We start from the raw sequence: 13,907 nt of genomic DNA, 5'->3' as shown, positions 1-13,907 counted from the left end.
GAAAACCATTGTGAGATCTCTCGCAGTTCTAGCCGGCTTGTTACTCGTCCAGACCCTCACCTCGTTCGGCCAAGGCTCGGTCACCTATCAATCCACGCTAGGCGTCGGGAAGGAAAAATACATCTTTGCATACAATCCCGCCTCACCCCTGACGCCCATCCATGGAGGATCCCTGGCCGACTATGCCAGTGCCACTAAACTTGAGGGGACGGGTTTCTACGCGGAGCTCTGGTGGGCTCCAGGGGAAACACCGAATACTGGCTCCCTACAGCCGGTACCAGGTTCCTTGGTAACGTTCCGAACCGGCGCAACTGCGGGACTCATCAACGGCAAATCCAAGCTCGATATTCCGGGCACGTTCGGAGGGGACAAAGTGACCCTGCAGCTCAGGGTTTGGGAAAACTACAACCAGACGGTCAACACCTGGGTAGATGCCATCAACGGCGCAGGCCAGCGCGGTGCATCTAACCTCTGGACTCATGAGCTTGCAGGAGTCGGTCGGGACGGAAGCCCCAAACTGGGAACAGGAAGCATCGCCAACGGGCTGACTTATTTCAACACTCCGGTCCCTGAGCCATCGTCTGCTGTTTTGGCACTGCTCGGATTGGGTGCGTTGGCATTCGGTCGGATTCGAGGAAGCTCTAGCAGCCGTTTTTCACACTGAGGCCGGGCGTGATGGGCCGACACGGCCCGCGCTACAGAGAGAAATTCCAGAAATCCGCCCGCTGAGTTTTATTGCTCCCGAGAGGCTCTTCAGTGTCAACTAGGGGGGATGCGAATCATTGGTGGCTCAGCAGCCGGGCGCCTCATCAAGGTGCCGAGCGGTTACGATGTCCGACCCACCCCCGATCTCGTTCGTCAGGCCATCTTCAATAGCCTGGGCGGCCGGGTCGATGGGGCCAGGGTCCTCGATCTCTTTTCCGGCTCGGGTGCCATCGGACTCGAGTGCCTGAGCCGCGGTGCCGCCAGTGTGCTCAGTGTCGAAAAGGCGGGCCGCCACGCGTCCATGATCCGCCAAAACCTCGAGCTGACCGCACTCCCAACCGAGCGGCACGAATTGCGCGTGCAGGACGTGCTGGTCGTGCTGCGGCAGCTCGCCGAATCTCAGCGAACGTTCGATCTCATCATGGCCGACCCGCCGTTCGGCGACAAGAATGTCGGGAAGCGCTCCACCTCCTTATCACAGCGGCTGCTGGATGACGAATACCTGCCCAAGTTGATCTCTCCCGACGGCCTCCTGGTCCTGGGCCACACCAAACGCGACACCTTGACGCTCACCGCCGCCTGGGACGAAATGAAGGAAATGAAGCATGGCGATTCCATGATGCGCTTCCTCCGTCCCAAATCACCGGCTCCGGCTACGTCCCAGCCGGAGCTTTCCCACTCATCTACCTAGCAAAACCCTTCACACCACCACCGGCCCCATGCCCCTGACTACCGACCAACTTCTCGGCGCCCTTCGCTGGCGATACGCCACCAAGCAATTCGATCCCACCCGAAAGATCCCCCAAGACATCTGGAGCGCCCTTGAGGAAACCCTCGTTCTCACCCCCTCCAGTTTCGGGCTCCAGCCTTGGAAATTTCTGGTGGTTCAGGACCCAGCGCTTCGAGCGCAGCTCGTTCCCCACTCCTGGAACCAGCGCCAAGTGGCCGACGCGTCGCACCTAGTCATTATGACCGTTATGACTCGTATGACCGTGGAGCACATCGACAAATATCTCCAGGACACCGCCCGCACGCGACAGGTGCCCGTCGAGTCGATGGCAGGCTATCGAAAGATGATGATCGGCGATGTGGTCGAGGGGACCCGTGGGAAGATCTCCACCGAGTGGGCGACCCGACAGGCTTACATCGCTCTGGGCAACCTAATGACTTCCGCAGCCCTGCTGGGACTCGACACCTGCCCCATGGAAGGATTTGAGCAGGCCAAATACGACGAAATCCTGGGACTGGCACCGCGGGGCCTCACCACGGCGGTACTTTGTCCGGTCGGATATCGGGCTGGGAACGACAAATACGCGAGCCTGGCGAAAGTGCGATTCCCCAAGGCCGAGTTGATCGAGTATCGCTGACTTGACCAGATCAAGCCGACGCCGAACGCTTCGCCCAATTTGCCAACTCAAACTCACCGTTAACTCAATCCATCTCCATCTATCATGCCAAATCCCTGGACCGGAAAAGGAAATCCCTACACCCGCAAAGAAGTCATCGAACGTTTGCGCGCCACGCTCAAGAAAGGACAGCCGATCATCGCGGCGGGAGCCGGCACCGGCATCAGTGCCAAATTCATCGAACGCGGCGGAGCGGACCTGATCATCATCTACAACTCAGGACGTTTCCGCATGTCCGGCCACGGCTCAACCTGCGGACTGATGGCCTACGGCGATGCCAACGCCGTGGCGATGGAGATTGGCGAGTATGAAGTTCTGCCCGTGGTGGAGGACATCCCCGTGATCTGCGGCGTCCATGCCACCGATCCTCGCCGCCGCATGTGGCACTGGCTGCTGAAAGTAAAAGACATGGGCTTCAGCGGCGTGAACAACTTTCCCACGCACACGATTGTGGACGGACAGTTCCGCCAAGTGCTGGAAGAGACCGGCATGAGCGTGAAGAAGGAGTTCGAGATGGTGGCGCTCGCACGCAAGATGGACTTGTTCTCCATCGTGTATGTCGCCTCGCCGGCCGAAGCTAAAGCGATGGCGGAAGCGGGAGCGGATGCCATCATCGCGCATGTCGGCACCACGGTGGGCGGCTCGATCGGCGTGACCGGGGCGGTCGTCACCATGGCCGATGCCATCAAACGGACCAATGCGATCATCGACGCTGCCAAGAAGGTCAGAAAGGACATCTTCTTCCTCAGCCACGGCGGTCCAATTTGCACACCGGAGGATGCGGCCGAGGTGAACGAAAAAACCGAGTGCGTTGGATTCGTCGGAGCCTCAAGTCTGGAGCGAATGGGCGTGGAGCAATCCCTGGTGGACATCACGCGGCGCTTTAAGAAAATCCCAACTCCGGCGGCGCGCGCATTCGGCAAACGAAAATAACCCATTCGAAAGGCTGCATGTCGATTTCCGAACGTCGCTTTGTCACCGCTCGCGAGGCGGTTCAATTCACCTCTCCTTGGACGCTTGAGGAATGGATGTGTCGCGCCGACGTCGTCCCGAACCAAGAACTGCTCTTGGTTCGGGCGAACATGGATCCCTGGCGATGCCATCCCTTCCACACCCATCCCACTCGCGAGGAGATTATCTACATTATCTCAGGCCAAGCCGAGCAATGGTGTGGGAAGGAACATCGCATTCTCCATCCCGGTGAGATGGTGCTCATTCCCAAGGGCGAGGTGCACGGTACCTACAACCCTTTCGACGAGAAATTGGTTTTCCTGGCCATCCTGAGTCCTTCCAAGGCAGCCGAACCAGGGATCGTCGACGTGTCGACGGAGGAGCCATGGCGAACGATCCGCGCCGGTTTCCCTCCCTGCAAGGCCTCAGCCTGATCATCGCTAACGAATTAGCCGGTTGAGAACCGCCATCGCTGAATGGCGGTTCTCAACCCCAATCTTTGGATAGGCCCTCAGAATATGCGTCTCCGCGGTCCGTTCCGAGATACCCAAAATCTTCCCTATCTCGGAGTTGGTCTTGCCTTGATGCACCCAAAATAGGACCTCCATCTCCCGCGGAGTCAGGGACCACCGCGTTTCCCGCCTGACAGTAGCCGCAAACAACTCAGTCGGAAGCACCTGAGCACAAGGAGGCCGATCCCACAAAGCTCGGCTTTCCTGGGACCATTGAAGCCGGGCGATATGCGGCAGCAGGAGATTCAACACCGCGCGATCCCGCTCGGTGAAATCGACCCGAAACCGATGCAGGGTCAGCAGCACGAGGCGCTGTGGGTTGGAACGGAAAGGTACGGCCGCCGCCAGTTCACAATCTACTTTAAGTGGTTGATATAAAGCTTGGTAAAGCTCCGACTGACGGAAGTCCATGCGCGAGATCACATCGCTGACTTTCCAGGACTGAAGGGGCTGGCCGAACAGCAGACCGTTCATCGGATGGGTCTTGACCAACCGCCAGAAGTCCTTGTTAGCAGCTGGCATAGGAGGCCGACACGGTTCGTAGCAGGCGTCGATCTGATGCTGATCCCGCTCGATCAAATGACACCCGCCAAACTCAAAGGGAATTAAGGCCCGAATCCGCCGCAATAGCCGACCACGCCAACCCTCCTCCAGCCGACAGGAATAAAGATCAGCGGTCAATTCCAAGAGTTGCTCGCAGTCGGAATGGCACAACCGATACATCAGGCTCAGGCTAACCCAATTTTGCCACCCTTCAAGCCCGGAACTACGGGAAAACCCGTATATCCTCTTTCATCTTCCTCGTTGATGATGCATCTTAGTAAATTAATCAGAACGTCGTTGTCGCATGAGCTCGCTAACCATTTCTTCCCGTCGGCACTCTTTGTGGATCTGCCTCGCAGTCCTGTTCATCGCCGAGTCGAGCCAAGCTCGCAATTTCCGCGTGAACCAGCTCCCCCGCCCCAACGGCGGCAAGTTTGACTGCTTGACTTGCCACACCACCACTTCCGGGGGCGGAGCGAGAAATGCCTTCGGGGTGCAGGTGAATGAGATTGTGGGAGGGCCGCAACAGGTCGCCTTTTGGTCGGCCGCCCTAGCGGCGCTCGATTCGGATGGAGACGGGTTCAGCAACGGGGCTGAGCTCGGGGACCCGGAGGGCGACGGAACGACGGTCGGAGCCCCCGCCACCATCACCAACCCCGGAGATCCGGCGAGCAACCCACTTAATAACAAGATGCCCACCGCTCGGCTGACCAGCCCAGCAGGAGCCACTACCATCACGGTGGAGGATCAGCTGACTGTGGTCGCGACCGCTCAAGACGTCGAAGCCACCGGCACGATCACTCTCGTGGAGTTTTTCGCGGGGACTAACAAGCTCGGGGAGTCGGCGGTGAGTCCCTACACCCTGACTACCAGCCTTCCGGCCGGCACCTTTAGTGTCTTCGCCAAGGCTACCGATGCCCAAAATGGCACGGGAGTGTCGCCCGCAGTCACCGTCACAGTAACCGAGGCTCCGTTGCGATTCGTCGCCTCCGACGCGAGCCCCAACGGAGTAACACTGGGCTGGAAAGGCGGTGGCGCAGGACCCTTTGTGATCCAACGGAAGAGCAGTCTGGAAGAGCAGATTTGGCAGAATAGCCCGGCAGTCTCCGGCTTGGAGACGGTGATCCCCGCCACGGAGAACGCGGCCTTTTTCCGAATCGCCGACCTGTCCAAAGTGACCACCATCCCATTCAGTGTGCAGCTCAGCGGGGCTGCCCAACGCCCTGACCCCGTTGCCGGCGATGCCTCCGGATTCGGCCTCCTCCGCTTGGAAGGAAGCAAACTGTTCTTCGAGATCAAAGCATCGGGACTCAGCGGCCCCATCACCGGAGCCCACATTCATGGCCCGGCGAGCGTCAACGAGGCCAACGGGGTACTCGTAAGCCTGGATGCCAACGAGCTGGGCGGTGCCGGCAAGTCGGGTGTCTTCTCCGGCTCAGTAACCCTGTCGACGGAAGTCAAAACCGCGCTGGTGAACGGCCAAACTTACATCAACTTGCACACGGCCGCCAATCCAGCCGGCGAGATCCGCGGGCAGATTGCCCCCGTCGCGATGTCAGCAGCGCTGTCCGGGGCAAACCAACGTCCCGAGCCAGTCAGCACTCCCGCCGTCGGATCCGCCACCGCTCTCCTGATCGGAGACAAGCTCTACCTCAACATTACCTATAGCGGCCTGTCGGGGGCTCCCCTGGCGGCTCATATCCACGGCCCTGCCAGCCCGGACGGCAATGCAGACGTGCTCGTCGATTTGATGCCCCTCAAAGCGGGCGACCTGGGAAGCTCCGGAGCCTTTGGCGGCTCGGTGAACTTAACCCCTGCACAAATCGCCGCTGTAGCGGACGGAAGCACTTACCTGAACCTGCACACTGCCGCTCACGGTTCCGGCGAAATCCGCGGCCAACTGACCGCGCGGGTCACCGCCCTGCCTCTCACCGCCAAGGCAACCGGGGCAGGCGAGAAACCGACGGCCGTCAATAGCCCCGCCTCCGGACTGGGGATTTACTTTCTCGAAGGAACGAATCTCACCTTCAATCTCTCCTACCAGGGCTTCACCAACGCTCCCACCGCAGCGCATATTCATGGATCTGCTAACTCCACCAACACGGCTGGCGTCCTGATCGATTTCGCGCCCCTGGCAGGTGGATACGGCCTGAGCGGCGGCATCTCAGGTTCTATCAATCTGGCTACCAACCAACTGGCTGCGGTCCGTGATGGCAGATCCTATATGAACTTCCATACGCCCGCGAACCCCGCGGGCGAGATCCGGGGTCAACTCGTCCCGGCGGTCATGAAGGTCAGCCTGAACGGGGCTAGCATGCGCCCCAGCGCCATCACCACCGCAGCGACCTCGACCGGCACCCTCCTGCTAGCCTACGACCGTCTCCATCTCGCGGTGGGCTATGACAAGCTGGCCACGACGGCGACCTCTCTCCAACTGCACGGGCGCGCCTCCACAACCACGGTAGTCAACCCTTCCCTGCTCGACTTGAGCTCGCTCAATGGGGGCAGCTTCGGAACCTTCGGAGGGATCGCCGGCTCGCTCACGATCGAACCAAAAGTCGCCGAAGCGCTTAACGATGTGGTGAGCTACCTGATCTTCCGCACGACCGGTCGGGTGAACGGAGAAATCCGCGGTCAAGTCACCCGCTAAGGCCCGACCAAAAAACACGGCACCGGCCGCCGGGTGTAATTAATTCCGGGTGAGGCTCGGTCCTTTGTATGGAGTTCCGCGATCAACTCCTTGCGCACAACAGTCAGTGGGGCCCCCGTCAGATAATTCTCCGCCTCACCCGGCATCAATCACCCCAGCCGCCGTCCCTTGATGACGCTTGCAGCGTGGCAAATTTCGACTAGGGTAGCAGGGTGATTACCATGATGCGTTCGGCCGCCGCAACCCTCTGCCTGCTTTGGGCGAGCCTAGCCCTGGTAGGAGCTCAAGCCGTCGAGCCATTGTCGGTGACTCTCGACCCCTTTTGCGGGCTGCCCAGGCTGGGAGTCTCCGGGGAAGCCGGGACGAGTTACCTACTCGAGGGAACCGATGATTTAGAGGGAGCCCTGCCCTGGTCGCCGATGGTTCAGTTCACAACCACGTCCGAACTTACATCCTGGTGTGACTCCGAGGCCCGGTCGAGAGCTCGACGCTTCTATCGCGCCATCCGCTTCGATGCCCCCCCGCCCACGGTTCGCCCGCGCAATTTCCGCCTCATCGACCACTTAGGTGCCGCCCGGGAGCTCTACTACTCCTTCAACGATTCCAAGGTCACCGCCGTGGTGTTGCTGTTCACAGGAAGCAGCTGCACCTCCCTATTACCCTACCTCGACTCGCTAAACACTCTTTCCAATCGGTTCGGCCCTCAGGGCGCTAAGTTCTGGATGGTGAGTTCGCTCGCAGGCAAGGATCGAGCGCCCCTGGTCGCCGAGGCCGATCAACTCAAAATCGGATTCCCCATCCTGCATGACTCGGCACAGATCGTCACTCGTGAGTACGGAATCACCCGGGCACCGGAGGTGGTAGTGCTCAAGAACGGGACGTTTGAAATCACCTACCGGGGCGCGATTGCAGAGAATACCGGAACCGATGTGCACGCCTATTTGGAGAAGGCCCTCGAAAGTGTGCTCCAAAACCAGCCGGCCAACCCGTCTCAAGTAAGGCCGCTGGGAGTTGACCTGAACCTCCATAGCCAATCGGTGCCTGATTACGCGACGGAAATCGTGCCGCTACTTCAGGCCCGCTGCGTGAAATGTCACAGTCCGGGAGACATCGCGCCCTGGTCTATGACCAACCACCAGGTGGTCTCAATCTATGCGGACTTGATCAAGGATGAGTTGCTGTCGGCCCGCATGCCGCCCTGGCACGCGGATCCGCAGCTCGGCCATTTCTCCAATGACGGGTCGCTTCCACCAGACGAAGCCGATCGGCTGATCCGCTGGATCGATGCCGGAGCGCCGCGGGGTGAAGGTGACGACGCCCTCACCGAGGTGGCCGAGGAGCCCGCCGTCTGGCCGATGGGCCCGCCAGACTTAGTGCTTTCCATTCCCGTTCAGTCCCTCCCGGCCTTCGGAGACATCGACTATCGCTACCTCACCGTCGATCCCAAGGCGACCAGCAACCTGTGGTTGAAGGCCGCGGTCGTGCGTCCGGGCAACCGCGCGGTGGTCCATCACAGCCTTATCTTCCTGGGCGGCAGCGAGAGCGCTCTAGGTGGTCTGGCCGGCTACTTCGCTGGCTATGTCCCCGGACTAGACCCCGATTGGTTTCCCGAGGGGACCGCCAAACTCCTCCCCAAGGGCACCAAGCTTACGTTTCAGATGCACTACATTTCGATCGGCACCCCGCAGACTGATCAGACCCAGCTGGGACTCTATTTTGCCGAGAAGCCTCCGGTGCAAAAGCTGCAAACGAAGGCTGCGTTCGATATCTTCTTCCAGATCCCTCCAGGAGCCAACGAGCACATCACCAGTGCCAGCTCGACGCCCTTCACCAAGAATTCATGGCTCTACGAGATCTCCCCGCATCAACATTTGCGCGGCAAGTGGTTCAATTACGATCTCGAGCTTCCGAACGGAAAGCGGACACCCCTGATCCGCATCCCACGCTATGTCTTCAACTGGCAGAGGCTCTATCGCTTCGCCGAGCCCATCTTCCTGCCCGCCGGATCCCGAATCGTCTGCACCGGCGCTTGGGACAACTCGCCGCAAAACCTGGACAACCCGAATCCCAAGGTCCCCGTCACTTTCGGAGAACAAACCTACGAGGAGATGTTCATCGGCTACTACAATTACGGGGAGGCGCTATGACTCGCGTGGGATCATGCAGCGAGAGGGTCTGATTCGCTGGGGTGTCAGGTTTGCCGCTGACGCGGCCAGACCAAGCCCCACCCTATTCACCCCTCACCGCCCCAAAAGGACACACCGCATCCCCGGACGGGCGGCTTGCAAATTTGCCAGCCCATCCCTCCCCAACACCAGCAAGGCAGTCGACAATGCGTCGCTCTCCGCGGCCGATGGCAGGACCACTGCCGCCAGCTGAGTATGACCCACAGGCTGCCCATCCCGGGGATCGATCACATGTCCATAGGAAGCAGCTCCGGTCTGCAGCACGCGACCCCAAACCGCTGAGACCGCGAGGGATTCTTCGTGCAGCTCCACCACTTCGATCGGACGCTGGGTAGGATCCGTGGGTGAGGTCGGTCCTTCCAAGCCAATCCGCCAGGGGCTCCCGCCTGGTTGAACGCCCAAAGCAACGATCGAACTGGTACCTCCGTGAAGCAAAGCCGAGGTGACACCGGCTTCTCGAAGCCGTTCCACCGCCCGATCGAGGGCGATCCCTTTGCCGAAGGCGCCGAGATCAAGGCGTAGTCCCGGCCGATGAAACCGAACCGTGCCACTGGCAGAGTTCAGCTCGACCCACTGCATGCCCACTTGAGCAAGCGCTTCCTCCAGGACGGCGGCTGCGGGCACAGCTCCCACCCCGAGCACAAAACCCCAGGCAGCCATCAGGGGTCCTACGGTAAGGTCGAAGGCGCCCTGAGAGAGCCGACTCAAGGCGGCCGCCTGCTCCAGATAGCGAAACAGCTCAGGGGAAACCCGAACCGGTTCCCTCGACGCCCGACGGTTCAAGCCCGCCACCTCGCTCGTCTCCAAATACGGGCTAAGCATCTCCTCCAATCGTTCCACCTCCCCCAGCGCTTCTTCCGCCGCAGCGCGCAACCGCACCGCATCGGCACCCGGCAGCACCACTTCGAACCGGGTGGCCATGGCTTGACGAGCCACGCGCACGAGCGGGGCATCCGACAAAAAAACCGGCTCCGCACGAGGCGAAGCCGGTTGTGTGCCAACGGGTCTCAATGGCTAAAACTAGGAATTCTCGATCGAACCGTAGGTGATCGGGGCAAGCTCGCGACCGCTGCCGTCGGTGATCTTGCGAGTCTTCTCGTCGAACAAGCACATGACGTTCAAACGATCGGACATCTCCGCGAGGGAAATGACGGTTTGAACCTTCGTGGCGAGATCGATACCGCAGTTCGGCTGCTTGTTAGCGCGAATCGAGTCAAACCAGTTCTTTTCGTGGACGTGCAGGGGCTCACCGATGAACGGAGCGCCATTCATGTCGGTATATGTGGCCTGCTCGACCTCTTCAGAGAAGGCGCGTTCCGGAGTCAGAACGACTTTATTGCCCTGCATGGTGAGAGTCGCCTTGTGACCCCGGATCATCTCCTGGGTACCCATCTCGTTAACGGTGCTGCTGGTGATGTGCATCACCATACCATCAGGGAAGTCGGCGATCATCTGGACGATTTCACGAACATCGCGCATGTAGGTGCCAGGAGTCTTCTTGTCGGTCTCCACCTTGCGGCTGCCAACGCTCGCGACGCGCAGCGGGAACTGGGGATTGCCAGTCGCCAGCATATACGGATGAAGCTTGTGCGGGAAAAGATCGCCCAGCAGACCGCCGCAATACGGGAAGTACTTGCGCCAACGGAAATAATGGTCTGCGTCGAAGGACTTGCGGGTCTTGATCTGGGACCCCATCCACTTCTCCCAGTTGATGTCGTCCGCCGTCGCCCACGGCTGGATGCCGTAGTTCCATTCACCCTTGGGAGCATTCCGCATGTACGAGCCCTGGCTCATCACGACTTGGCCAATGCCGCCGCCCTTGATGATGGAGGCTGCCTTATGCCACTTCAGATCGGAGGTGCCTTGGGAACCCACCTGCACCAACTTGCCGGTGCTCTTGCAGGTGTCGTAAATTTCGAACGCTTCGCCCAAATAGCGAGTCATCGGCTTCTCGACATACACGTGCTTGCCGCTCTTCATGGAGTCGACGGTGACGCGCGTGTGCCAATGATCCACAGTGGAGCAGCAAACGGCATCGATGTCGTTGCGCTCAATCATCTTCTTGTAGTCCTCAAAGCCCTGGCAGTCGCCGCCCACATACTTCTGCGCCTCGCTGACGCGGTGCTTGGAGACATCCGAAACGGCCGCAATGGCTACGTTGTTCGCGCCCGCATGCTCCTTGATCGAACGAACATGAGCCATGCCCTGGCCACCCACACCGACGAAGGCCACCACGATGCGATCGTTCGCACCGATGACCCGCCCGGTGGACGGAGCCTGATTTTGACCGTAAACCGGCGTCTTAAATACATTGACTGCAGCCACCGCAGCAGCCGCGGTGGCGGAGTTCTTGATAAACTTCCGGCGATTGGTCGTTCCGGAGAGACTGGAAGACTGTTTTTCGTTCATATAGTTAACCGATAGGTGGTTTCGCGAACAGTAAAGCATCGACGTTAAGGGTCAACTGTCGATTCATGCGAAATGAAGAAGTTTGTCGAAAACTTCGTCGAGTTCGGTGATGGGGAGCGAGCCACCTACCACCTACCACCACCCCTTCCCCCCTCACGGTTTCGACTTCAGAATCAGCTTTCCTTCAGAAACCCTCACCGAGTCAAAGCGCTCCGTTACTTTCTTAAACTCCGGGTTTTCCACCATCCGTTCCGCCAAATTAACCCCTCGCAACGCCAACATCACCCCCGCCGGCAAGGTTTGCCCCTGAACCTTAAGGTCCTCAATAAACAACCGAGGCAACCCATTGGATAACGAAAGATTCAAGACCGATTCCCCATTCAGGTAACGGCCGGCCATCTTGGATGGCCCAAACTGAGACAAGGGCAAACTGATGGTTCCGAGCACCCGGGTGTCCTCCAACCGAACCCGCACCTGATCGCCCAGCGGCCTAAGCCCCGGACTCTCCGCAAGCAACACGTTGATTTCATCCCCGGTAAGGATTAACTCCTCACCCGCAGCAGTACCTTCACGCAGCTTCTGTCCGAACTCAGCAACCCGAGTCTTGAGCGCCTTGCGCTCCTCGGCCGACAGGGTCAACTCGGGCAAAGATATCGATTGCGCCTGAGAATACTTTTCCACCACCCCAGCCACTTCTCGACGAACATACCGAACCGCAAAGTAAGCACCAACGAGGCCGATCATGGCGAACAGAAACAGGCCGAGACAACCGTACACCAAACAGGCCTTCCTCTTGTTTCCAGGCTTGGGAATGTCAGACATGATGACGAGAATGTCTTTTCAAGTTCAACAGGGCAAGCCTGTCATTGAGGAGTATTTTAGATTTTGGATTTTGGATTTGCGATTTGGGATGGCCACCTGAATGAGGTCACTCTTCACTCTTCACTCCTCATCACTCCCCTGCCGGTGTCTGACGGTAGCTCGCCACCACCCACTGGCTGAGAACATGGTCCGGCTTAAGAACGGCCTCGCGGTCGATTACAAATTCCTGCTGGCCTGTGTTTCGGGAGATCAGGCGCAGGCCAAACTGGAAATCCTTGAACAACTCCCGACACACGGTCAACGGAGCCCGGTCAGACTGAGCCGCTCGCTCGAGAATCGACTCCACCGCACTCTCAGTAAACCTCAAGTCCAACCCATGCTCAGCCTTGAACTGGGCACCAAACTCATGCACCTGACGCGCCTTGAGCTTCTGCTCCTCATCGGCATGCAAGGCCCGCAGTCGACCCAATGCAGCCGCTGGATTATTGACGAGGGCCGCGTCAACTTCGAACGACTTCACCGCCGTGGAAGGCAGTTCAAACTTCAGGTCACGAAAGCTTCGCTCACAGACGGTCATCAGCCCACGTGCCCCGGTATTCTCCTCCCCGGCCAGCTCAGCCAAACGCCTCAGACCGCTTTCCTGAAACCGAACCTCAATCCCATAGGCCCCGAAGGCTTGTTCGTACTGGCGAATAATGCTGCCCTCGGCGGTCCGAAGGATCTGAAATAGGTCGTCGACCGTCAACGGATGGCAGATCACTCGAACCGGTAGTCGCCCAATAAACTCCGGTTCAAAACCAAACTCGATGAAGTCCCGGGTCTGCACTTCATTCAACGCCGGCTGCTCCCCTGCCAGAGTCCGTGAAGGTGAGGCAAATCCGATCATTGCCTCCCGCAGCCGCTTTTGCACAATTTTTTCCAAACCGCCAAAGGCCCCGCTGACAACGAACAGGATATGGCGAGTGTTGATGGTCGTGGGGCCCGTCTTGCCTTGCCGCATCCCTTCCATCATGGCCTGCATCTGGCCTGCTATGTCGTTGGGAGCTCGAACTGGAACCTCCGTGTCCTCCATCAACTTCAGCAGGTTGGTTTGCACGCCCCGACCGCTCACGTCGCGTCCCGAATGGTTCGCCAGCGCTGCAATCTTGTCGATCTCGTCGATGTAGATGATTCCATACTGCGCGCGCGCCACATCACCGTCCGCCTTGCGAATCAAATCCCGCACCAGGTCCTCCACATCGCCCCCTACGTAGCCCGTTTCGGAAAATTTGGTCGCATCCGCCTTGACGAATGGAACGCCAATGAGATCCGCAACGCTGCGGATCAGATGCGTCTTTCCCACGCCCGTCGGTCCGAGCAGAATGACATTCTGCTTGGTATAGTGAGGAGAAGCCTTGCCAGCCCGGGCCAACCGCACCTGATGATAGTGGTCACAGAGCGCCACGCTGAGGACCTTTTTCGCCTCGTCCTGGCGAATCACAAATCGATCCAGATGCTCCTTCACCTCACGAGGCCGACGGTTGAAGTCCCAGCCATCCTCAAATCCAGGGGCAGGCTCCTCGTCACCCGAAGCGTTGATCCTAGTCCCCGATTGGAATTGGGTGGGGGAGAAGTTGCGACGGAGCATCCCTTGGAGCTGGCGCTGCATTTCCTCGGGCGTCGGAATACCGTCGTGCGGATGGCTCATGCTGCCCACAGTGGCACAGGCCAGATTTCTGTCAAA

General features: G+C 59.3%; 12 protein-coding genes. 7 read left to right on the top strand and 5 right to left on the bottom strand.

From position 1 onward, the window contains the following. Positions 1-10: 10 nt before the first annotated feature. The 5 genes from JNN07_05555 to JNN07_05535 all read left to right on the top strand — a co-directional run bounded on the left by JNN07_05555 (position 11) and on the right by JNN07_05535 (position 3,496). On the top strand, positions 11-664 hold the full coding sequence (locus JNN07_05555) for a PEP-CTERM sorting domain-containing protein (GenBank protein ID MBL9167185.1): 654 nt from the start codon (positions 11-13) through the stop codon (positions 662-664). Between the two features lie 108 nt (positions 665-772). After that, positions 773-1,396 (top strand): 16S rRNA (guanine(966)-N(2))-methyltransferase RsmD, encoded by a 624-nt coding sequence (rsmD, locus tag JNN07_05550; GenBank protein ID MBL9167184.1) that lies wholly within the window; start codon positions 773-775, stop codon positions 1,394-1,396. Positions 1,397-1,424: 28 nt separating this feature from the next. Next, positions 1,425-2,072, top strand: a complete 648-nt coding sequence (locus JNN07_05545) for an NAD(P)H-dependent oxidoreductase (GenBank protein MBL9167183.1) — start codon at positions 1,425-1,427, stop codon at positions 2,070-2,072. Between the two features lie 84 nt (positions 2,073-2,156). Next, positions 2,157-3,044 carry a phosphoenolpyruvate hydrolase family protein gene (locus JNN07_05540; GenBank protein ID MBL9167182.1) on the top strand — a complete coding sequence of 296 codons (888 nt, stop codon included), beginning with the start codon at positions 2,157-2,159 and terminating at the stop codon, positions 3,042-3,044. Positions 3,045-3,061: 17 nt separating this feature from the next. Continuing rightward, positions 3,062-3,496, top strand: coding sequence for a cupin domain-containing protein (locus JNN07_05535; GenBank protein MBL9167181.1), 435 nt, complete (start codon positions 3,062-3,064; stop codon positions 3,494-3,496). 6 nt (positions 3,497-3,502) lie between these two features. Here the strand turns inward: JNN07_05535 and JNN07_05530 are convergent, their stop codons facing one another. Further along, a complete protein-coding gene (locus JNN07_05530; GenBank protein ID MBL9167180.1) occupies positions 3,503-4,297 on the bottom strand; it encodes a hypothetical protein in 795 nt (264 codons plus the stop codon). Between the two features lie 124 nt (positions 4,298-4,421). On the opposite strand from JNN07_05530, the gene JNN07_05525 reads away from it, so the two are divergent. Both JNN07_05525 and JNN07_05520 read left to right on the top strand, forming a co-directional pair. Beyond that, positions 4,422-6,767, top strand: coding sequence for a CHRD domain-containing protein (locus tag JNN07_05525; GenBank protein ID MBL9167179.1), 2,346 nt, complete (start codon positions 4,422-4,424; stop codon positions 6,765-6,767). A 221-nt stretch (positions 6,768-6,988) separates the two neighbouring features. Continuing rightward, positions 6,989-8,914, top strand: a complete 1,926-nt coding sequence (locus tag JNN07_05520; GenBank protein ID MBL9167178.1) for a redoxin domain-containing protein — start codon at positions 6,989-6,991, stop codon at positions 8,912-8,914. A gap of 93 nt (positions 8,915-9,007) precedes the next feature. Here JNN07_05520 and JNN07_05515 read toward each other — a convergent pair whose 3' ends face one another. The 4 genes from JNN07_05515 to JNN07_05500 all read right to left on the bottom strand — a co-directional run bounded on the left by JNN07_05515 (position 9,008) and on the right by JNN07_05500 (position 13,871). Further along, positions 9,008-9,895 carry an FAD:protein FMN transferase gene (locus JNN07_05515; GenBank protein MBL9167177.1) on the bottom strand — a complete coding sequence of 296 codons (888 nt, stop codon included), beginning with the start codon at positions 9,893-9,895 and terminating at the stop codon, positions 9,008-9,010. A 78-nt stretch (positions 9,896-9,973) separates the two neighbouring features. Then, positions 9,974-11,362, bottom strand: coding sequence for a Gfo/Idh/MocA family oxidoreductase (locus JNN07_05510; protein MBL9167176.1), 1,389 nt, complete (start codon positions 11,360-11,362; stop codon positions 9,974-9,976). Positions 11,363-11,515: 153 nt separating this feature from the next. Beyond that, positions 11,516-12,184: a hypothetical protein gene (locus JNN07_05505; protein ID MBL9167175.1), complete on the bottom strand. Its 669-nt coding sequence runs from the start codon at positions 12,182-12,184 to the stop codon at positions 11,516-11,518. A gap of 130 nt (positions 12,185-12,314) precedes the next feature. Then, positions 12,315-13,871 carry an AAA family ATPase gene (locus JNN07_05500; protein ID MBL9167174.1) on the bottom strand — a complete coding sequence of 519 codons (1,557 nt, stop codon included), beginning with the start codon at positions 13,869-13,871 and terminating at the stop codon, positions 12,315-12,317. Positions 13,872-13,907: the final 36 nt, after the last annotated feature.

The organism is Verrucomicrobiales bacterium (assembly GCA_016793885.1).
Lineage (GTDB): Bacteria > Verrucomicrobiota > Verrucomicrobiia > Limisphaerales > UBA11320 > UBA11320.
This window is presented reverse-complemented; position numbering and strand designations above follow the sequence as displayed.